Source organism: Streptomyces sp. NBC_01571, assembly GCF_026339875.1.
GTDB lineage: Bacteria > Actinomycetota > Actinomycetes > Streptomycetales > Streptomycetaceae > Streptomyces.
The window spans coordinates 4,818,239-4,839,346 of record NZ_JAPEPZ010000001.1; the positions used below are offsets into that span (position 1 = coordinate 4,818,239).

Genomic DNA, 21,108 nt, shown 5'->3' on the forward strand with positions numbered 1-21,108 from the left:
CCTCCGCCTGGCATACGTATCTGATGACCCATCAGATAGCAGGCTAGCTCCGCACCTATGGACCGACAAGGCGGTGCGGCCTACGCTCCCGCTTGGATCTGACAACCCGTCAGCTACAGGGGGCCGTCGTGAACGACACCGCACACGCTCTGGGCGCCTCGCGCACCCTCTGGGAACTGGTCGACCGCCGCGCCGGCCTCACCCCCGACCGGCCCGTCCTCCTCCAGGGCGACCGCACGCTGAGCTTCGGCGCCCTGCGGGAGCGGGCCGAGCGGGTGGCGGCGGGCCTGTACGACCGGGGCGTACGCCCCGGCACGGTGGTCGCCTGGCAGCTGCCCACCCGCATCGAGACCGCCGTGCTGTCCTTCGCGCTGGCGCGGCTGGGCGCCGTCCAGTCCCCCGTGATCCCCTTCTACCGGGACCGCGAGGTCGGCTTCGCGCTGCGGGAGTCCCGGGCCGAGTACTTCGCCGTACCGGGCGAGTGGCGGGGCTTCGACCACACGGCGATGGCGCGGCGGCTCGGCGCGAAGGGCGTCTTCGAGGCGTACGACGTGCTGCCGGACGGTGATCCCGGCGTCCTCCCGCCACCGCCGGCCGACGGCACCTCCGTGCGCTGGATCTACTGGACCTCGGGCACCACCTCCGACCCCAAGGGCGTCCTGCACACGGACCGTTCGCTGATCGCGGGCGGCTCCTGCCTGGCGCACGCGCTGCGGCTGTCGGCCGAGGACGTGGGCTCGATGGCCTTCCCGTACGCGCACATCGCCGGGCCCGACTACACCGTGATGCTGCTGCTGTACGGATTCCCCGCGGTGATGTTCGAGCACTTCGCGCTGCCCGCGGCGCTGAAGGACTACCGCGCGCACGGGGTGACGGTGGCGGGCGGTTCGACGGCCTTCTACTCGATGTTCCTCGCCGAGCAGCGCAAGCGGCCCGAGCGGCCGGTGATCCCGACGCTGCGGCTGCTGGCCGGCGGCGGAGCGCCCAAGCCGCCCGAGGTCTACCACCGTGTCGTGCGGGAGATGGGCGTGCAGCTCACCCACGGGTACGGGATGACCGAGGTCCCGATGATCACCATGGGGGCTCCGGACGACACCGCCGAGAACCTGGCGACCACGGAGGGCAGGCCTCCGGAGGGCATGGATATACGGATCGTGGACGGGGAGGTACGGCTGCGCGGGGAGGCCGTCTGTCAGGGATACCTGGACCCGGCGCAGACCGCCGAGGCCTTCGACGCGGACGGGTTCCTGATCACGGGTGACGTGGGACATCTGACGGAGAGCGGGCACCTCGTCCTGACCGGGCGCCTGAAGGACGTCATCATCCGCAAGGGCGAGAACATCTCGGCGAAGGAGATCGAGGATCTGCTGCACCGGCACCCGGCCGTCGGTGACGTCGCGGTGATCGGCCTGCCGGACGCCGAACGCGGGGAACGGGTCTGCGCGGTGGTCGAACAGCCACCCGGGTCGGCGCCGCTGACGCTCGCGGCCGCGGTCGCGTACCTGCGCGCGGAAGGGCTCTCCGTACACAAGCTGCCGGAGCAGCTGGAGGTGTTGGAGGCCCTTCCGCGCAACGAGACGCTGCGGAAGGTGCTGAAGTACCGGCTCCGGGAGCGGTTCTCGGGGCCCGCCGGGTCGGCGGGGGCTACTCCGGCACCGTGAAGTAGCGGGCGAAGGCGGTCACGACCTCCGACTCGCCGATCCGGCCGTCGGCGTCCGTGTCGAGGGCCCCGGCGGCCAGGGCGGCGATCTCGTCGCTCACGCCCAGGGCCCTGAGCACGCGCTCGGCGTCCTCGACCGTGGCCGCTCCGTCCCCGTCGGTGTCCGCGACGGCGAGGGCCGCGTGCAGGAAGGGGCGGGCGATCTCCCCGAAGCGGTCGGGATTGTCCCGGAGCCGCTTCACGGCGCCGTTCACGAACTCCTCCCGGTTGATGCGCTGGTCTCCGTCACGGTCCGCTATCCCCGCCATGCCCTGCCAGAACGCCTCCGCGCCCACGTACAGGGCCTGGCCCTTGTCGGACCGGGCCGCCGTACCGAACTCGGCGAGGACGGACTTCGCCGCCGCGTTGAAGTCCTCCCGGTCGATGTAGCCGTTGCCGTCCTGGTCGAAGCCTGCGAAGCGGGCGGCAATCCTGCGTTCGTACTCGGTACTGACCATGGTCTTCTCGGACCGCCTTACAACTCAGCCGGACTCTGTGCCGGAACTCTGTGCCGGACTGCGGGTTCACCTGGCAGGGAGCGTACGACGACCCGGCCGCGAAGGGAGCCGGAAAACGACGCTTGTACCAAGACCGCAGGAATTCTTGGACAACTCCGCGGCGCACCGCGCCGCCGATCGGACGGGGGGCGTGGCTCGTGGGACCTTCAGGCCGAGAGCGGGCTCGACTCCTCGTCGACGGCCGTGAGGGCGTCCGCATAGACGTCGAAGAGACGGCGGACGCCGAGGGCCGCGAGGACACGGTTGACGTGCGAGCCGTCGGCGGCACCCTGGGCCGGCAGGATCAGGCGCAGCCGGCCCTGACAGGAGCGGACCAGCCGGCGGGTGGCGATCAGGACGCCGACACCGCTGGAGTCGCAGAAGAGGACCTCGGAGAGGTCGAGGACCAGGCTGCGTCGGCCTTCCGCCACCGCGTCGTGCACCCGCTGGCGCAGCACCGGTGACGTCGCGAGATCCATCTCGCCCGACACCCGGAGCACGGCCCATCCGCCCAGTTCGCCGTCGGTCACCTTGAGCGTCACCGCGTCGCCTCTCGCTCGCCTCGCCCACCAGGAAACGGAAGCAGTTCCTACGCTTCCTTTCAGCGCGGCTGCCCAACCGTCGTTCCATGAAACACCGGACCGCGATCGATGAAACGTCGGTCTACGGTCGAAAATGCTGAACGAGCGAACTGTTTCGGTCGCATGTCGGTCACGTACGGTCTTATTCGATCGAGTGTGCGGGGTGAAGTGAGGGGCTTTTACCATTCCCAGGCCGCCCAGGGGCGCACGTTGGCGTAAAGGGGCGTGCGCTGTCCGACGTGCCGACTACATTCGAGACAGCGATGCGTACAGGCTGGACACGCACCGACACACCGGGCACGAGCAGGGGTGAGGGGGCCGTATGGCGGCGAAGGACGCACCGCCCCGCTGGGACCGCAAGATGCAGCAGCGGCTCGCACGCGGGGAGGCGGCGGCGCTCGGTGAGCTCTACGACCGGTTCGCCTCGCTGGTGCACGGCCTCGCGCACCGCGTGCTCGGCGACGAGCGGGCCGCCGACGGGATCACCCGCGAGGTGTTCGTCCATGTCTGGGAGAACCCCGAGTCGTACGACCCGAAGCAGGGCCCGCTGCGCTCCTGGGTCGCCACACTGACCCATCGGCTCGCCGTGCAGCGGCTGCGCGCGACCGAGACCGCCGCGCTCGCCCTGGAGGGCGGGGGCACCACCGAGGACCTGGAGCGCAAGGTGCGCAGTGCGTCCGTCGCCGCCCGAGCGGACTACATCGTCACGTCCATGCCCACCCCGCTGCGGGCCGCGCTGGACCTGGCGTACTTCCAGCGCCGCGACTACCGCCAGGCCGCCGCCGACCTCGGCGTCACCGAGGACGAGGCCCGGCGCCGGCTCCGCCTCGGCCTGCAGCTGCTGTCCACCGCCCACGACGCCGGGTCCTCCGGCACGCCGCCCGGGTTCGGGGGTGCGCGGTGACCGAAGGAGCGGGCCGGTCCGACGCCTTCGACGAGCACGAGGGCGGCAAGGGGTCACAGGAGCGCGTGGAGCACGGCGAGCATCCGGAGCGCGAGGAGAGGGAGCGCCGGGGGAAGGAAGACGAGACGTCGTCGCACGAGGGGAAGAGCCGTGGTCCCGCTGGTTCCGAAGGCGGTGACAGCGATGTCGGCGATGCCCGCGGCGCCGGTGCCGGTGCCGGGGGCGCCCGTGCCGGGGACCGCGGTGCCGCGGACCGCCCCGGTTCGGGCGGTTCCGCCGGGACCGGGCAGCCGTCGCGCATACCGACGCCGCGTTCGTCCGTCGAGGACACCGGACTGCCCCTGCCCGCGCCCGTGCCGCTCGTCCTGGAGCACCGGGTGCTGAAGTCCCTGCTCGGCGCGTGGGCGCTGGCCGCGTGTTCGGCGGAGGAGACCGCCGCGGTCGAGGAACACCTCGGGGAGTGCGGAACGTGCGCGGACGAGGCACTGCGGCTGCGCGGGGCGGTCGGGCTGCTGCACCCGCCGGAGAGCCTCGACCTCGACCCCGCCCTGCGCACCCGGGTCCTGGAGAGCTGCCTCGACCGGCGTCCGCCGCGCATCCCGGTGCCCGAGTGGGCGGCACCCTACGACTCGGAGACCGCGCGGCTCGACGCACTGCTGCAGGACATAGCGGACGCGGAGTGGCATGCCCCGGTGCGGCTGCGCTGGTTCGAGAACGACGGGCCCGTGAGCCGTCGGACGACGGTCGCCGGAGTGATCGCGCATCTGCTCAGCGTGGACGGGCTGGTCGGGGTCGCGCTGGGACTGGACGACCCGCTCGGCGGGGTCGCCGCGCGAGTACGGGCCGAGGCGGCCGGCCCGGCGGAGGGGCTGGACCTGCCCGCACCGGAGGCCGCCACACCCTCCGGGCGCACCGAGGCCTACTGGCGTGCCTCGCACTTCCCGCCCACCCGCGCCGTGCGCGGGCCCTGGCGGGAACAGAGCCACCATCTCGTCCGCACGGTGGCGTTCGCGGGTGGGGGTTCCGGGCGGCTCGCCGTGTCCTACGGCGGCTTCGCGCTGCCGCTCCGTGACTCGATGCTGGACCGGGCCTTCGAGTGCTGGATGCACGCCGGGGACATCGCGGACGCGGTGGACTACCCGTACGAGCCGCCGGCGCCGCGGCATCTGCACCGGATGATCGATCTCGCGGCGCGGATGCTGCCCATGTCGCTGGCCGAGCGGCGGCGGGCGGGGCGGGCGGCTCCGGCGTCGCGTCATCTGGTCGCGGCGGGGGCGCCCGGGCGCAGTCTCCGGCTGGAGATCGAGGGGGCCGGGGGTGGGGAGTGGCTGATTCCGCTCGACTCGCCGGCCGCTGAGGCGTCCGCCGAGCACGAGGTCGCTCATGTCGCGCTGGACGGAGTGGAGTTCTGCCGGCTGGCGGCCGGACATGTGTCGCCGGAGGAGGCTGCGGCGGGGCAGGTCGGTGACCGGGAGGCGATCAGGGATGTGCTGTTCGCCGCGGCGGCGTTGAGCCGGATGTAGGCGACGGGGGCGGTTCTCGCCCCCGCCGCCCCTACCCGACCCGTCCCTGGGGGCTCCGCCCCAGACCCCGCCAGGGGCGCTGCGCCCCCTGGACCCCCGCCATCGCCCGAAGGGCTCGTCCTCAAACGCCGGACGGCTGGAGATGCGGGCCTGCGCCGGATGGTGCACGCGCGCGGGATCGTTCCGGCTCGGGCGTCAGGCTTTCGGCGTCGGCTCGCACCCTCAGCCCGTCCGGCGTTTGAGGACGAGGCCGTTCAGGCCGAAGCGGGAATCTCTGGGCGGCAGCCCCCAGGCAGGAGCGGCCCGAGCTACGCGAAGACGACCGTGCGGCGGCCGTTCAGGAGGATGCGGCGTTCCGCGTGCCACTTCACCGCCCGCGCCAGCGCCCGGCACTCCACGTCCCGGCCGAGAGCGACGAGTTGGTCGGGGGTCACGTCGTGGGCGACCCGCTCGACCTCCTGCTCGATGATCGGCCCCTCGTCGAGGTCCGCGGTGACGTAGTGCGCGGTGGCGCCGATGAGCTTGACGCCCCTGGCATGCGCCTGGTGATACGGCTTGGCGCCCTTGAAGCTCGGCAGGAAGGAGTGGTGGATGTTGATGATCCGGCCGCTGAGCTGCTTGCACAGGTCGTCGGAGAGCACCTGCATGTAGCGGGCCAGGACGACCAGTTCGACGTCCTCGGCCCTGACCAGCTCCAACAGCTCCGCCTCGGCCTGCGCCTTGGTGTCCCTGGTCACCGGAATGTGGTGGAAGGGAATGTTGTACGAGTTCACGAGCTCGGCAAATTCCGTGTGGTTGGACACCACGGCCGCGATCTCGACGGGCAACGCCCCCGTCCGCGCCCGGAACAGCAGGTCGTTCAGGCAGTGGCCGAACTTGCTGACCATGAGGACGATGCGCATCTTGTCCTCGGCCCGGTGGATCTGCCAGTCCATGTGGAAGGAGTCACCGATGGCCGCGAAGGTCGCCCGCAGCTTGTCCACGGTCACCGGCGACTCCGCCGAGAAGTGGACGCGCATGAAGAACAGGCCCGTGTCGTGGTCGCCGAACTGCTGACTGTCCTCGATGTTGCAGCCGGTCATGAAGAGGTAGCTCGACACGGCGTGCACGATCCCCTTCTTGTCCGGGCAGAAGAGGGTCAGGACGTACTGCTCGGCGGGCTCGGCGGCGCGCACGGACTGCTCGTTCATGCGGCACAGGGTTTCATACCGGGGCCCCGCGACGGACGACCGTCCCGCCACGCGGACGCCCGCGCCGAGGCGCTACACCGAGCGCGTCATGATCCGCAGTACCTCCAGCGTCCGCGGCGGGACATCGGGGTCCTCGCCGTCGCTCGAGGCCAGCCGGACATGCGCGTCACGCGCCGCCCGCACCGCCTCCGGCCAGGCGGCGTGGTCGACGTACGCGGAGACGGGAGCGTCGGGACCGACCTGGTGCATGATCCGCAGGACGCGGAGCACCGCGGTGTCGACGAGGGCCGCTTCCTGGGAGTCCCGGAAGATCGTGCCGACGTATTTCTCGGCGGACCAGTTGTCCAGCCAGGTGTCCTCGACCAGCCGGTACACGGCATCGGTGACGTCCCCGTATCCGTCGACGCCGGCCAGCCAGACATCACGCTGGAAGGCGGGGTCGGAGAGCATGTGCAGCGCGGAGCGCACATTGCTGCGCCAGCGCCACCACGGCATGTCGTTCAGTGGCATGCCGCCCATGGTGGGGGAGCGACGGCCGCGACGGGAAGAGTTCTCCGAACCTTGCACGGTCACCGATCGTACGTTCTTCATGAAAAGCAGATCATCCACCCCTCCCCTTCACCTCGATGTCACCCGGCGTTGACCGCGGGTCACACGCAGGTTAGTGATGTGGGGGAATCGTGCGTGTCCATGACCGGCAGGCGACGTACCCGCACCGCCCCACCCACCCGCCCCCGACGTGCCAGGGCCACGCTGCTGTCCGCGGCCGCGCTGGCCGCGTGCGCGTCGATCGCCGTCGGCTGTGGTGTCGTGCCCGGTGTCATGGGGGGTTCCGGGGACGACACCATCAAGGTGATGACCTGGGCTCCTCAGGACACCGCCGCGACCAACAAGCCCGGCATGCCCGCCCTGGCCCAGGCCTACGCCCGCTGGGTGAACGCGCACGGTGGCATCAAGGGCCACAAGCTCACCGTCCTGACCTGCAACGACCACAACGACACGGTCGGGGCCGCGCAGTGCGCCCGGCGGGCGGCCAAGGAGAACGTGGTCGCCGTCGTCGGCTCGTACAGCCAGCACGGCCGCTCGTTCCTGGCTCCGCTCGAGGCCGCCGGCATCCCGTACATCGGCGGCTACGGCGTCACCGACGACGAGTTCACGAGCCCGGATTCCTACCCGATCAACGGCGGCGCGCCCGCGCTGTTCGCCGGCCTCGGGCAGCAGCTCGGCAATAAGTGCGGCCCGGTGTCCCTGATCCGTCCCGACACCGTCGCGGGCGACCAGCTCCCGGTGCTGCTCGACTCGGGTCTGAAGAAAGAGAGCCACGCGGCCGCCGACGACCAGCGGGCCGCCGAGGACGCGACCGAGTACTCCGGGCAGGCCAAGCGCGCTCTCGACCGCGCGACCTCGAACCCGCAGAGCACCGGATGCGTGGTGACGGCGCTGGGGGACCGCACGGACACCTTCATGGACTCCTTCCGGCGCAGCCGCGGGGACTATCCGAAGGTGGGGACGGGCACGGTGCTCGGCAGCGTCGACCAGTCACGGATCGACGCCAGCGGCGGCAAGTCCGGCCCGTACGAGGGCGCGTACGTCACCGGCTGGTACCCGGTGGCCAGCGATCCGCGCTGGGACCCGATGCACAAGGTCATCAAGGAACAGGCCTTCGGCGACAACCGGATCGACCCCGCGGACGCCGGAGTGCAGACCACCTGGATCGCGTACAACGTGTTCAAGCAGATCGTGGAGTCGCTCGGCGGCGACGTGACCTCGAGCGCGATCCGGCAGACCCTCGACAACGGCCTCAAGGTGACGACGGGCCGGCTCACCCCGACGCTCAGCTGGCGCTTCGAGGACCTGATCGCGGCCGTCGACTTCCCGCGCCTGGTCAACGCCCATGTCACGTTCCAGGTGGTGCGGCAGGGTCAGCTGGTCCCCGCCGACGACGGCAGATTCAGGGACGTGTCGGAGACACTGGAGAACGCGGACCAGCACTGAAACGCCTGGGGCCCGTCCCGCCGGATCATCCGGCGGGACGGGCCCCAGGGGTGTTCACAGCTGGATCGGTGTGCGCTGCGTCAGTCCGTACTTCGACGCGATGGAGTTCCACAGCCCGGCGGCCTTCGACTTCTGCGCACTCGCGGTGCCACTGGCCGCGTTGGCCGCCTGGGTCTGGCCGGTGGCGCGGGCGTGACCGCCCTTGCAGCCCTTCTTGCCACCGACCTGGTCGGCCCAGGCCGCGTAGTGGTTGTCGGCCGACGCGGAGGCCTTCCACGCGTTGTTCAGCGCGTTGGTCAGCGCGGCGTGGTTCGGCAGCTTGTCGACGGAGAGGGCGGAGAGCCGGGTGACGAGCCCGGCGCGCTGCTTGGCCGCGTCCCGCAGATCGCCGGCCGCCTGGCCCAGGTTGTTGCACGCCTTCACGTTCTCGACGGCCTTGACGACCGAGTCACGGCTGTTGTTGCTGTCCGCGAGAAGCTTGTCCAGCGCCACGGCCTGCGCCTTGGCCGGGTCGGCACCCGCGGACGCCGAACCGTCGGTGGCGGCGGCCGTCGCCGACACGTTCTTGCTGCCGCCGTGCGCGCTGTCACCGCTCCCACCGCCGCTGAGCAGGGCACCGGCGCCGACACCGAGCACGACGATGCCGATGCCGACGGCGGCGATCAGCGGGAGGCGCGAGCCGCCGCGCCCGCCACCGCCCTCGGTGGCCGCGCCGCGCCGGGTGGCGGCCCGCCCGCCCGGTCCACCGGGTGCCCCCGGGGCCTGAGCGGCGTACGGAGCCTGTGCACCGTACGGAGCCTGCGCGCCATACGGAGCCTGCGCGGCGTACGGGGTGTGCGGGGTCTGTGGGGTGTGCGGGGCCTGTGCTTCGAAGCGCGGAAGCTGCTGCGTGGACGCCGGCCCTTCCGGTGCGCCCGACTCGGTGCGGAACAGATTGTCGAACTCCGCGGGCGGCTGCCGGTCCTCCGGGCCGCCCGGGCGTATCCCGTACGACGTCCCGGACGCGTCGGCGGGCACCGGAGCCATGTACTGCGTGGGCTCGGCGTCCGGGTTCGCGGCCGGAGGCGGCGAACCGGCGCCGGGCATCCCCTGGGGCGCGTGCCCCGGGAACTGCGCGCCGCCCCCGCTCACCTCGGGCGGCAGGGCGCCGGGCCCGACCGGCGGAAGGAACTGGGTCGCGCCCTCGTCGGCGGCCGGGACGGGCGGGATGTACTGCGTGGCGCCCTCGTCGGCGGCGGGCGGAAGGGCACCGGGGCCGACGGCGTGCGGCAGCGGGGCGGCCCGGCCGTCCGCGGGCTGCGCGCCCATGGGGCCCGCTCCCGCGTACCCGTCGTGCGACTGGCCGCCCTGAGCGCCGTACACCTGCGCCTGTCCGTTCTCGTACGAGCCGTTCTCGTACGAGGACGTCCCGTGGCCGCCGTACGACGGTGACTGCTGCCCGCCGTAGGGCTGGGGCTGCGCGCCCTCGGCCGGCATGGGCCCGGCGCCGGGCCCCTGCTGCGGTGCCTGCCCGCCGGACGTGCCCCAGCGCGCGTCCGGGGCCTGGTCCGGCCCCGCCGACCAGCCGGCGGAACCCTGGGACACGTCGTGGGCGCCCCAGTCCGGGCCGGGCTCGGCGGGCTGGTGCGCACCGGCCTCGCCCCAGGCCTGGGCGCCGTTCGCCTGCGGCCCCCAGCCCTCGCCGGGCTGGGGGGCGGGGGCGGTCGCGGGGTCGGGACCCCACGGCCGGTCCCAGGACCGGCCTCCCGCCGGAACGGCCTGGTCGCCCGTCATGCCCGGCAGCAGCGGCTCGCCACCGTCGGAGGGCAGCACGATGCCTTCACGCGCGGGGCGCGCCGAGGGCTGCTCGCCCTGTCCACTCTGCGTCACCGGGACTCCTACTGATGGGGGACCTTTCGGAATCGTCGGCTCACGCTACCGGGTCCCCACGAGCCCGTGCCACGCAGCACAGGTCATCACCCCCGCCCCCTGTGACCGGGGTAACGAATACGCCCCGCCGTGCGCTGTATTCCCCTCCTCTCCCGCACCACGCCGTCGTTTTCCCGCCGTTCACACCACCGCGTACAAAACGTTCACGCGGCCGCCTGCAGCTCCAGCCTTGCCCCGAACTCCCTCACCACCGGCTCGTCCCGGTACGGATCGAGGCGCTGCTGCAGGTCCTCCAGGTACTCGGCGCCGCGGTTGGAGCGCAGCGTGCCCAGCAACTCGACCGCCCGCAGCCCCGTATGACACGCCTGCTCCACCTCGCGCTGCTGGACCTGCGCGGTGGCGAGCAGCACATAGCCGATGGCGCGGCGGCGGGCCCGCGACTCCGGATGCCCGGCCAGCGACTCCTCCGCACACCGCGCGGCCGCCTCCGACTGCCCCAGGTCACGGTGGCAGTGCGCCAACTCGTCGGCGAGATACGCCTCGTCGAAGTGCGCGATCCACGCCGGGTCGTCGCCCGAGGCCGGGTCGGCGGACTCCAGGGCGGTGACCGCGCGCCCGGTCGCCACCTGGGCGGCGCGCGCGTCGCCCAACAGCGCGTGCCCGCGCGCCTCGGCGGCGTGGAACATCGACTCCGCGCGGGGTGTCACCCGTCCCCGCGCGCCCTCCTGGGCGGCGCGTGCCAACTGTGCGATCTCGCGCGGGTTGCCGAGCTGCGCCGCCAAGTGGCTCATGGACGCTGCGAGTACGTAGCCGCCGTACCCCCGGTCCCCGGCCGCCTGCGCGAGTCGCAGCGCCTGGATGTAGTAGCGCTGGGCGAGGCCCGGCTGACCGGTGTCGATGGCCATGTAGCCGGCGAGCTCCGTCAACCGGGACACGGCGGCGAAGAGTTCGCGCCCGACCGCCTCCCGGTAGGAGCCCGCGAGCAGGCCGGAGACCACGCTGTTGAGGTAGTGCACGACGACCGGGCGCACATGGCCGCTGCCGTACTGGTGGTCGAGGTCCACCAGGGCCTGCGTCATCGCGCGGACCGCCGCCACGTCCGAGAGCCCCACCCGCGGGCCCGCCGCGCGCGCCACCTGGGAGTCCGGCGCGGAGATCAGCCAGTCGCGGCTGGGCTCGACGAGCGCGGAGGCGGCGACGGACGAGCCGGACAGGAAGTCCCTGCGCCCGACGTCGCTCCGCCACAGCTCACAGACCTGCTCGATGGCGCCGAGGACGGTCGGCGAGAACTGCAGGCCGACGCCCGACGCGAGGTTCTTGCCGTTGGCCATGCCGATCTCGTCGATCGTGACCGTACGGCCGAGCTTGCGGCCCAGCGCCTCCGCGATGATCGCGGGCGCCCGCCCCCGCGGCTGCTGGCCGCGCAACCAGCGGGCCACGGACGTCTTGTCGTAGCGCAGGTCGAGGCCGTGCTCCGCGCCGCACATGTTGACCCGGCGGGCCAGGCCGGCGTTGGAACAGCCCGCTTCTTGGATGAGCGCCTGCAGTCGTTCGTTCGGCTGCCGCGCGACGAGCGGCCTTGCGGCCATGGCGTACCCCCTGTGGCTGCGGTGCCTGCCCACGCACCGATTTGACGTGTCCTCACCGGCCGACGACACGGAACGAGGCCGGCCGCGAAGATCAATACCCCGCAGACATACCGAAGATGCGAGACATGTGAGGATTGCCGGGGTAAGGGCGGTTGCCCGACCCCTCCCCTGGTTACCCACCCCCCGCTGCCGTTCCCCACGCGCGCCCCCACCCGTGCATCCATGCGCCCCACATGCGGGAACGATGCCCCTCCCCCGCGCACGGGACGCCCGTAACCCCCCGTGGCCACCAGAGTTGTGTTCATCGTGAAAGAGACCATCGCGGGGCCCGAGGCCGCCCAGATCCCGAAGCAGCGCGGCGAATCGCTGCTGGACACCGCCGTGCGATATGCCGAGGAACGCCACTGGGAAGTGTTCCCGGGTGCCTGGCTGGAAGCCGTCGACGGCACACACCGTTGCTCCTGCGGCGACGGCGGGTGCCCGGCGCCCGGCGCGCATCCGACGCATGACGACTGGGCCACGCAGGCGACCGGCAGCGTGACCGTCGCCCGCCGCATGTGGTCGAAGCAGCCCACGGCGTCGATCCTGCTGCCCACCGGGCGTACGTTCGACGCGATCGACGTGCCCGAGTCTGCCGGCTTCCTCGCGCTCGCCCGCATGGAACGGATGGAGCTGACGCTCGGCCCGGTCACGTGCGCCCCGAACCGGCGCATGCACTTCTTCGTACTCCCCGGTGCCGCCGCGAAGGTCCCCGACCTCGTACGGAAGCTCGGCTGGCCTCCGGCCTCGCTCGACCTCGTCGCGCTCGGCGAGGGCTCGTACGTCGCCGCCCCGCCGACCCGGTTCGGATCCCGGGGGGCCGTGCAGTGGGCCTGCCGCCCCACGCCCGCCAACCGCTGGCTGCCGGACGTGGAGGAACTGATCTCGCCGCTCGCCTACGCGTGTGGACGGGACCGGTAGGACGGTAGGGCTGTAGGACCGTGGCTCCGATCCGGCTCGGCTCCGTCGTGGCCGGTCGCACGCTTCCCCGCCCCCTTGGAACAAGGGCGCTCCCCCGTAGGGTGCCTACATGACCCAAGGAGCAGCCGTACACGTGCAAGGGCTCTGGAAACGGTTCGGGGAGCAGGTCGCCGTCGGCGGGATCGACCTGGAACTGCCCGCGGGCCGGTTCATCGGGCTCGTCGGCCCGAACGGGGCCGGGAAGACCACCACCCTCTCGATGGTGACCGGACTGCTCAGGCCCGACCAGGGCACCGTCGAGGTCGTAGGCCGTGACGTGTGGCGCGACCCGGCGGCGGTGAAGGCCCGGATCGGCGTCCTGCCCGAGGGCCTGCGACTGTTCGAGCGGCTCTCCGGGCGCGAACTCCTCGCCTACACCGGCCGGTTGCGCGGGCTGCCCGGCGCGGAGGTGGACAAGCGCGCCACTCAGCTCCTCGACGTCCTCGACCTCGCGGGCGCCCAGCACAAGCTCGTCGTCGACTACTCGACGGGCATGCGCAAGAAGATCGGCCTCGCCGCCGCTCTCCTCCACAACCCCGAAGTCCTCTTCCTCGACGAGCCGTTCGAGGGCGTCGACCCCGTCTCCGCGCAGACGATCCGCGGCGTCCTGGAGCGGTACACGGGATCGGGCGCCACCGTCGTCTTCTCCTCCCACGTGATGGAACTCGTCGAGTCGCTGTGCGACTGGGTCGCCGTCATGGTCGCGGGGCGCATCCGTGCGCACGGCCCGCTCGCCGAGGTCCGCGGCGACGCGCCCTCCCTCCAGCAGGCGTTCCTCGAACTCGTCGGCGCGCACGGCCGCACGCCCGGGGCCGACCTCGACTGGCTGGGCGGCGGCGCACGATGAGCACCCCGGCGAGCATCCCCGCGAGCACCGCGTCGGGCACTCCGGCGAGCTCCTCCGTACCCGGCTCCGCCGCGTCGATCACCCCCGTCGTCGTACGGCTGAAGCTGTCACTCCTGCGCAACGGGCTGCGGCAGTCGGGCGGGCGGCGGGCCGCGTACCTCACCTCGGTCGTCCTCGTCCTCCTCTTCGCCGCCCTCCAGCTGCTGGGCCTCATCGCCCTGCGCGGCAACCCGCACGCCGTCTCCGTCACCGTGCCGCTCGTGGTGGTCCTGGCGCTCGGCTGGGCCGTGATGCCGCTCTTCTTCCCGAGCGGCGACGAGACGCTCGACCCGACCCGGCTGGTCATGCTGCCGCTGCGGCCGCGCCCGCTCGTCAAGGCGCTGCTCGCGGCCTCGCTGGTCGGCATCGGACCGCTGTTCACGCTCTGCCTGCTCGTCGGGTCCGTCATCTCGGTGGCGCACGGCACGGCGGCGTACGTCACCGCCGTCGCCGCCGTGGTCGTGGGTCTGCTCGTCTGCGTGGCCCTCGCGCGCGCCGTCGCCGCCGCCAACATCCGGCTGCTGTCCAGCCGCAAGGGCCGCGATCTCGCGGTGCTCAGCGGGCTGGTCATCGCGGTCGGCGCACAGCTGGTCAACTTCGGTGCGCAGCGGCTCGGTTCGGCGGGCGGTCTCGCGGAACTCGACCCGGTGGCGGACGTGCTGCGGTGGGTACCGCCGGCCTCGGCGATCGGCGCCGTCGACTCGGTGAGCGAGGGCTCGTACGGGGTCGGGGCCGTTCAACTGGCCCTGGGCGTGGCCGCGCTGGCGGGGCTGCTGGCGCTGTGGTCGCGGCATCTGACCCGCCTGATGACCTCACCGGACGGCTCGACCCTGCGGACCGCGGAGCCCGCCCGGGAGCGGGGCCCGTCGGGGCTGGGGCGGCTGCTGCCGTCGGGACGCACCGGGACGGTCATGGAGCGCAGCCTGCGGTACGTGTGGCGGGACCCGAAGACGAAGGCCGCGTGGGTGACCTCGCTGGCCATCGGGCTGATCGTGCCCGTGTTCAACGCGCTGCAGGGCACCGGCTCGGTCTACTTCGCGTGCTTCGCGGCCGGGATGCTCGGAATCCAGATGTACAACCAGTTCGGGCAGGACACGTCCGCGTTCTGGATGGTCGCGATGACGATCTCGTCCCCGCGCGACGCGTATGTCGAACTGCGCGGGCGGGCCCTGGCGCTGCTGCTGATCACCCTGCCGTACGCGACGCTCGTGAGCGTCCTGACGACCGCCCTGCTCGGCGACTGGACCCGGCTGCCCGAGGTGCTGGGGCTGTCCTTCGCGCTGCTCGGCGCGATGCTGGCCACCGGCGCCTGGTCGTCGGCCCGCTTCCCGTACTCGATCCCGCAGGAGGGCTACAAGAACGTGGCCCCCGGGCAGGCGGGCCTCGCCTGGATCTCCATCTTCGGCGGGATGGTCTCGGCGGCGCTGCTGAGCGCCCCCGTCATCGCCCTCGCGATCTGGGTGAACGTGTCGGCGGACGGAGACCGGTGGAGTTGGGCGCTGCTGCCGCTGGGGGCCGGGTACGGGGCGCTGATCGCACTGCTGGGGCTGCGGATGGCCGCGCCACGGACGGCCCGGCGACTGCCGGAGATCCTGGCGGCGGTGAGCAAGGGGTGAGCCGGGGCGCGTCCGTGAAGTCCCGTCGTCCGCCCGAAGGACCGGCCTAGCGGCATCCGGTGCGCGCTCCCGGTGCGCCGGGCGCGGGCCCTCGCACCGGACGTACTCGGCGCTGTGCGCGGTGCCGCCAGTGGGGGCGCCTCCCACGCCCTTCGGACAGTGGCGGAGCGTGCCGGGCGTCGTGAGGCGGCCGCGACCGTGCGGACACGCCCCGAGGGGGCACGGGCCGGGCCCCGGGGTTCCCGGTCAGCCGGTGAGGACGCCGTCGAGGAACGGCTCGATCGCGGTGCGCCAGGCCGCCGGCCGGTCGTAGTGCACGAGGTGGCCGGCGTCGGCCACCTCCGCGTACCGGCCGTGCGGCAGGACCCGGACCATCTCCTGGGACTCGGCCCGGCCGAGTTCGCCGTCCAGGCCCCTGACGACCAGGGCGGGGCACCGGACCTGCGCGAGCTCCTCCCAGTGGGCGTCGTACACCCAGGTCTCGCGGGACTTCAGCATCTGGTCGGGTTCGAAGACGGGACGCCAGCCGTCGGCCGACTCCCGCATCACCTCGGCGTAGAACTCGCCGCGGGACGGACTCGGGCGCTCCACCCAGGGGTCGTCCTCGCCGAACCACTTCCGTACGTCGGCGAGCGTGGCGAACGGCATCGGCCAGGCCTTGAACCAGTGCTCCCACTCCCGCTGCGACGCGGCGCCTAACGCCGAGGCCCGCATGTCGCAGATGACCAGCCCGCGAACGAGGTCGGGGCGCTTGGCGGCGAGCTGCCAGGCGGTCAGCGCGCCCATGGCGTGACCGACGAGGACGGCCGGGGCGAGACCCAGCTGTTCGAGGGCGGCCTCGGCGTCCTCGACGTACGCCTCACGGGTGTACTCCTCCTGCGGCGCCTTGTCGCTGTCGCCGTGACCGCGCTGGTCGAGCGCGACGGCGCGGTGCCGCTCGGAGAGCCAGCGGGCGGTGGAGGCCCAGTGCGAGGCGCGGCCCATGAGGCCGTGCAGCAACAGCACCCCGGGGGCCGGCGGGCCCGTCGGAGGATCGTTCTCGGGAGACTCGGCGAACTCCCACGCAGCCAGGCGTAGGCCGCCCGCGCCTGTCACGTCGATGCGCCGCACCATAGGTCTGGCACCCCCCTAGCTCGCTCGGACCGCCCGCTCCCACTCGAGCCCGCCGGTCCCTCGTACCGCTCCGTGCCGCTTCCTGCCGCTGTCGTGCCGCTGCTACCACTGATGTGCTGATACCGCCGGCGTGCTGCTCCGCGTGTCGCTCCGGGTGTACCCGGTACGCCCGCCGTACGCCGCCACATTATCGAATAGACATTCGAAAATAGCCCGCTCGGCGACAACACCCCTCGTTCGAGTGACCATGTGCGGGGATTGACGGCCGCTGCCGAGGGGAGATCTTCAGCGGGAGGCGGACCGCTCGGGGACAACGGTCCGACGGGGATGACCCTGGGAGCTCGGGGCTCCGGGTCAGAACAGGGGAGGACAGGCCCCGGCGCCATCTGGTGCCGGGGCCCTCTCCCTGTCTGCGGCACATCCTCCCCGCCCCCTCCCCGACCGCGCGACATCCCTCTCGGACACGGTCAAGAGCCCTCAGGTCATATGCCTCACGCGACAGCCTCGCACGCAAATGGTCTCGCCGCTGCGATTCGGCACACTGAATCTTGGTTTCGACGAGGCAGTGCAGGTATCACAACTACCTCTGCAGCCCCAGGAGTTGACAGAGCCGGACCGGACGGGCAGGGGTCCGGCAGCAGGCTCGACGGCGCCCCGCGGTGACCCGGACCGCGCCTTGCGTGCCCTGTCCGGCGGGCTCCCGGGCGCGGACCCCGGGGTCCGGCCGAAGCCGGGCCCCGCGGCCCGCGCCCGGGGGCTGCCCCTCGCGGGCTCAGGGCCGGGGGACGCGCACCGAGGTGTCGACGTCCGCCCACGGCCACCGGACGCAGACGCTCCGTACGGAACACCCGCCGTCCGCGGCACACACACCGTCCACGGCCACCGGCCGGCTGTCCGCCGCCCGCCGCCGCCCGTGGCGCGTCAGCGCTTCGCGACGAACACGTGGGACGCGACGTCCGACTCCAGCTCGGCCGCCTCACCACCGCTGCCGACGAGCACGCCGCCCGCCGACTCCGTCACGCTCACCACGGAGCCGGGCTGCACACCCGCCCGGCGCAGGGTGTACATCAGCTGCGCGTCCGTCTGGATGGGCTCGCCGATCCGGCGTACGACGACGGTCTTGCCGTCCAGGCCCGGGTCGAGCTCGGCCAGCGACACCATGCCCTCGTCCAGGAACGGGTCGGCGCCGTCCTTCTCGCCGAGTTCCTCCAGACCGGGGATCGGGTTGCCGTACGGCGACTCGGTCGGGTGGCGCAGCAGCTCCAGGACGCGCCGCTCGACGGCCTCGCTCATCACGTGCTCCCAGCGGCAGGCCTCGGCGTGCACCTGCTCCCACTCCAGGCCGATCACGTCGACGAGCAGGCACTCGGCCAGGCGGTGCTTGCGCATCACCCGGGTGGCCAGGCGGCGGCCCTCGTCGGTGAGCTCCAGGTGCCGGTCGCTGGCGACCGCCACCAGGCCGTCGCGCTCCATGCGGGCCACCGTCTGGCTGACCGTCGGTCCGCTCTGGTCGAGCCGCTCGGCGATCCGGGCGCGCATGGGGACCACGCCTTCCTCCTCCAGCTCGAGGATGGTGCGGAGATACATCTCCGTGGTGTCGATCAGTCCGGACATACGTGCCCCTCGATTAGCTCTGCCGGAGGCTCGGTGGCTCACCGGCTTGTGCGCTGGCGCTGAACTCAATTCTGACGCATACCACTGACAACCGTGCCTCGCCGGGGGAACCACACGATGACGAGTGTCTCCGCCGCCTCCGCGGCGACGCGGGCCGAGGCCCGGCCGGACCGGACACGGCCGGCGCCCGGACGGACGTCCCGGGTCGGGCGTGGTCCACAGGTGTGCGGCGCCCCGCGGGCGGGGGTGGTGCCCGCGGGCGGGCGGCTCCGCCGTCGGGCCGCGCGTCGGCGGCCCCGCGCCCAGTGTCGCTCTCGCGGGCCGTATTGACAGCGCACTGGTCCAGACCGCAACGTGATCCGCGACACGACGGGAGCAAGGCCGTGCCGGGCCGCCGGTTCGACCGCTCGCCGGCCCTGTGCCGACGCGACTTCTAAGGGGCTTCGCCGATGAGCGACAGCAAGCTGGCCGGGCAGTTCTTCGACGCCGCGATCGGCCTGCTGCAGCGGGTGCGGGACGAGTGCGCCGAGGACGTCGAGGCGGCCGGCGCCCTCATCGCCGACACCGTCGCGGAAGGCGGCCGGCTGTTCGCCTTCGGCGCCGGGCACTCCTCGCTCGCCGCGCAGGACGTCGTCTACCGCGCGGGCGGTCTCGCCCTGATGAACCTGCTCACGGTGCCGGGCGTGGTCGGCGTCGACGTCATGCCGGCGACGCTGGGCTCCGCCCTGGAGCGGGTCGACGGCCTCGCGAGCGCGGTCCTGGACTGCAGCCCGCTCCGCTCCGGCGACCTCCTCGTGATCATCTCCCTGTCGGGCCGCAACGCACTCCCCGTCGAGATGGCCATGAACGCCCGCGCGCTGGGCGTGAGGGTCATCGGGGTCACCTCGGTCGCCTACGCCTCGGAGACGACGTCCCGGCACGTCTCGGGCACGTATCTGAAGGACCACTGCGACATCGTCCTCGACTCGAAGATCGCGGTCGGTGACGCGGAACTGACCCTGGACGCCATCGACGCCCCCTTCGCCCCCGCCTCCACGGTCGTCACGTCGGCCCTGCTCCAGGCCGTCATGGCCACGGCCGCGGGCGCGCTGGCCGGGCGCGGCATCGAGCCGCCGCTGTTGCGCTCGGGCAACGTGGACGGCGGCCACGAGTGGAACGGCCGCGTGATGACGGAGTACGGGGACCGGATCTTCTACCGGCGCTGAGCCGCCCGGCCAGGACATCGGCACCCAGCCTTCCGAAGGTCCTACAGGTCCCGGAGGCCCCAGACCCCCGGAACGCCCTCCCGAGGCCCTCGCGCCGCGCCTACGGCCGCTCCACCAGCCCCTCCAGGTCCAGCGCCATGGCGATCCGCACCGCCACGTCCTCCGCGTACATGGCGTCCGTGCGCTCGAACTGGCTGCGCCCCGCCCCGCGCAGAAACGTCACGACACCCAGCGTCCGCCCCCGGCTGCGCAGCACCGCGCACAGGGCGTGCACCGAGTCCGCCGGCCACTGGCGGGCCACGGCCCACTCCCGCGTCCGCTCGGGCGTGCTCTCTCCGGAGCTGGCCCGTACGGACCCGGCCCGCTCCACGCACTGCAGCGCGGGGTGCCCCTCGGCGTACCGCACGGGCAGCCCGGCCTTTCCGGTGAGCAGACTCGGCCCCGGCGCCCCGGCCGGCGTCGCGGTGGCCCGTACGAGCCGCACGGGCCCTTCGTCGTCGGCCACCGGGCCGCCGGCCACACGGTCGATCAGCGCGTGGTCGGCGAATCCGGCGAGCGAGAAGTCCAGGTGGACGGTGGCCGCCTCGCCCGGGTCCTCGCACTCGGCCGCCGCCCGGGCCGCCCGGTGCAGCTGATTGGCCCGGAACCGCAGCAGCGCCGCCTCCTGCTCGGTCTGCTTGGCCTCCGTGACGTCCTGGAAGAGCCACCCGACACCGAGCGGAACCGGTTCCTCCGTGAGCGGCGAGGCGAGCCGCACGAAGCCGCTGCGCCAGCACCGCCGCTTCCCGCCCTCCGCCGAGCGCACACTCACCCACATCTCGGCGGGCGCGGGCGGCGCGCCCTCGGCGAGCACATGGGTGAGCGCGCTCTCCAGCTCCTCGACACCCTGCGACAGCAACTCGCCCAGGGGCCGCCCGAGCACCGCCGTACGACCCGTCCCGAGGGCCCGGGCCGCGTGGGCGTTGACCACGGCGGGCCGCAGGTCCGCGTCGACCAGCACCACGCCCCAGCTGGCGTCCTCGAACAGCGCCTCGCTCAGGGCGATGGACCGCTCGAGGTCGATCTGCGCGTGCACCTCGCTGAAGGCGCAGTACACCCCCGCGGGCTTGCCGTCGGGCCCGCGCACGGCGGCGGACTGGGTCCGGACGAGCACCCGCCCGCCGTCCTTGGTCAGCAGCGCGAACTCGTTCACCTGCCGGCCCGGGGCCTCCATGGCGGACAGCAGCCGCCCCTCGACCTCCTCGGCGTCCGCGGTCCGCACGGCCCACCCGGCGAATCCGCGCCGCCCCACGGCCTCGGCCGCGGTCCAGCCGAGAATCCGCTCGGCCTCCCGGTTCCAATGGGTGACGACGCCGTCGGCGTCGAACGCGCACAGGGCCGCGTCCATCCCGTCCAGCAACGCGGCAAGGAGATCCGAACCATCCGGCTCGGGCTCGTCCGGCCCCAGCTCATCGGTGGTCCCACTACGTCGGGAAGCACTCACCTGGACCCCCTGCAGGCTGCGTCCGCACGTACGGCGAGACAGTTCACTCACTGGCAGTCATTCAACTCGAACGTGACCCAGCCCACACCTGATTCCCCGAAGATTGGACGAAATCGTTGGGAGCGGGAATGCGGGAATTCCGCCCCACCCGCCCCAGGCACCGCGGACCGGTCGAAAAAAACAGTTGAGACGTCCGCGATCGGTTCCTAAGGTGTGGTGCACACGAGAGAGGAGGTGGTTCGGCAGATGTATGCAAACCGGACGCGTGAGGTGGCTGCGGGCTAGCGGCCCGTCACCCCATTCAGTGCGGTGCCGGACCAGCGCGTGAAGCAGCGCGCAGCCGGC

At 72.6% G+C, this 21,108-nt stretch carries 17 protein-coding genes; 8 read left to right on the plus strand and 9 right to left on the minus strand.

Annotated elements, in window-relative coordinates; all coding sequences use genetic code 11:
• The first annotated feature begins 128 nt into the window (after positions 1-128).
• Entirely contained in the window at positions 129-1,661 is a 1,533-nt protein-coding gene (locus OHB41_RS21670) for a class I adenylate-forming enzyme family protein (RefSeq protein ID WP_266699887.1), read from the plus strand.
• On the opposite strand, the gene OHB41_RS21675 is transcribed toward OHB41_RS21670, so the two are convergent.
• Both OHB41_RS21675 and OHB41_RS21680 read right to left on the minus strand, forming a co-directional pair.
• On the minus strand, positions 1,645-2,157 hold the full coding sequence (locus OHB41_RS21675) for an EF-hand domain-containing protein (protein ID WP_168528668.1): 513 nt from the start codon (positions 2,155-2,157) through the stop codon (positions 1,645-1,647). The genes OHB41_RS21670 and OHB41_RS21675 overlap by 17 nt on opposite strands.
• Before the next feature lie 206 nt (positions 2,158-2,363).
• Entirely contained in the window at positions 2,364-2,738 is a 375-nt protein-coding gene (locus OHB41_RS21680; RefSeq protein ID WP_266699888.1) for an STAS domain-containing protein, read from the minus strand.
• 361 nt (positions 2,739-3,099) lie between these two features.
• Between OHB41_RS21680 and OHB41_RS21685 the strand changes: the two genes are divergently transcribed.
• Together OHB41_RS21685 and OHB41_RS21690 are read left to right on the plus strand one after the other, a co-directional pair.
• Positions 3,100-3,681, plus strand: a complete 582-nt coding sequence (locus OHB41_RS21685) for a sigma-70 family RNA polymerase sigma factor (RefSeq protein WP_266699889.1) — start codon at positions 3,100-3,102, stop codon at positions 3,679-3,681.
• Entirely contained in the window at positions 3,678-5,204 is a 1,527-nt protein-coding gene (locus OHB41_RS21690) for a zf-HC2 domain-containing protein (protein ID WP_266699890.1), read from the plus strand. The genes OHB41_RS21685 and OHB41_RS21690 overlap by 4 nt, the downstream gene beginning before the upstream one ends.
• Positions 5,205-5,512: 308 nt before the next feature.
• Here the strand turns inward: OHB41_RS21690 and purU are convergent, their stop codons facing one another.
• On the minus strand, positions 5,513-6,394 hold the full coding sequence (gene purU / locus OHB41_RS21695; protein ID WP_266699891.1) for a formyltetrahydrofolate deformylase: 882 nt from the start codon (positions 6,392-6,394) through the stop codon (positions 5,513-5,515).
• A gap of 72 nt (positions 6,395-6,466) precedes the next feature.
• On the minus strand, positions 6,467-6,967 hold the full coding sequence (locus OHB41_RS21700; RefSeq protein ID WP_266706035.1) for an SCO4402 family protein: 501 nt from the start codon (positions 6,965-6,967) through the stop codon (positions 6,467-6,469).
• 117 nt (positions 6,968-7,084) lie between these two features.
• Here OHB41_RS21700 and OHB41_RS21705 point away from each other — a divergent pair, with 117 nt between their 5' ends.
• Complete coding sequence (locus OHB41_RS21705; RefSeq protein ID WP_266699892.1) at positions 7,085-8,389, plus strand: ABC transporter substrate-binding protein; 1,305 nt, start codon at positions 7,085-7,087, stop codon at positions 8,387-8,389.
• A gap of 54 nt (positions 8,390-8,443) precedes the next feature.
• Here the strand turns inward: OHB41_RS21705 and OHB41_RS21710 are convergent, their stop codons facing one another.
• Both OHB41_RS21710 and OHB41_RS21715 read right to left on the minus strand, forming a co-directional pair.
• Complete coding sequence (locus tag OHB41_RS21710) at positions 8,444-10,258, minus strand: hypothetical protein (RefSeq protein WP_266699893.1); 1,815 nt, start codon at positions 10,256-10,258, stop codon at positions 8,444-8,446.
• Positions 10,259-10,461: 203 nt separating this feature from the next.
• Positions 10,462-11,847, minus strand: a complete 1,386-nt coding sequence (locus OHB41_RS21715; RefSeq protein WP_266699894.1) for an NsdA family TPR-like regulatory protein — start codon at positions 11,845-11,847, stop codon at positions 10,462-10,464.
• Positions 11,848-12,144: 297 nt separating this feature from the next.
• Between OHB41_RS21715 and OHB41_RS21720 the strand changes: the two genes are divergently transcribed.
• The 3 genes from OHB41_RS21720 (at position 12,145) to OHB41_RS21730 (ending at position 15,348) form a co-directional block, all read left to right on the plus strand.
• Positions 12,145-12,807, plus strand: coding sequence for a bifunctional DNA primase/polymerase (locus OHB41_RS21720; protein ID WP_266706037.1), 663 nt, complete (start codon positions 12,145-12,147; stop codon positions 12,805-12,807).
• A 109-nt stretch (positions 12,808-12,916) separates the two neighbouring features.
• A complete protein-coding gene (locus tag OHB41_RS21725) occupies positions 12,917-13,693 on the plus strand; it encodes an ABC transporter ATP-binding protein (RefSeq protein ID WP_266699895.1) in 777 nt (258 codons plus the stop codon).
• Entirely contained in the window at positions 13,690-15,348 is a 1,659-nt protein-coding gene (locus tag OHB41_RS21730; RefSeq protein ID WP_266699896.1) for a transporter, read from the plus strand. The genes OHB41_RS21725 and OHB41_RS21730 overlap by 4 nt, the downstream gene beginning before the upstream one ends.
• A gap of 246 nt (positions 15,349-15,594) precedes the next feature.
• Here the strand turns inward: OHB41_RS21730 and OHB41_RS21735 are convergent, their stop codons facing one another.
• Both OHB41_RS21735 and OHB41_RS21740 read right to left on the minus strand, forming a co-directional pair.
• Complete coding sequence (locus OHB41_RS21735) at positions 15,595-16,461, minus strand: alpha/beta fold hydrolase (RefSeq protein ID WP_266699897.1); 867 nt, start codon at positions 16,459-16,461, stop codon at positions 15,595-15,597.
• 921 nt (positions 16,462-17,382) lie between these two features.
• Entirely contained in the window at positions 17,383-18,075 is a 693-nt protein-coding gene (locus OHB41_RS21740; RefSeq protein ID WP_148008965.1) for an iron-dependent transcriptional repressor DtxR, read from the minus strand.
• Positions 18,076-18,524: 449 nt separating this feature from the next.
• Here OHB41_RS21740 and OHB41_RS21745 point away from each other — a divergent pair, with 449 nt between their 5' ends.
• Positions 18,525-19,280, plus strand: coding sequence for an SIS domain-containing protein (locus OHB41_RS21745; protein ID WP_266699898.1), 756 nt, complete (start codon positions 18,525-18,527; stop codon positions 19,278-19,280).
• Positions 19,281-19,380: 100 nt separating this feature from the next.
• On the opposite strand, the gene OHB41_RS21750 is transcribed toward OHB41_RS21745, so the two are convergent.
• Positions 19,381-20,763 (minus strand): PAS domain-containing protein, encoded by a 1,383-nt coding sequence (locus OHB41_RS21750; RefSeq protein WP_266699899.1) that lies wholly within the window; start codon positions 20,761-20,763, stop codon positions 19,381-19,383.
• Positions 20,764-21,108: the final 345 nt, after the last annotated feature.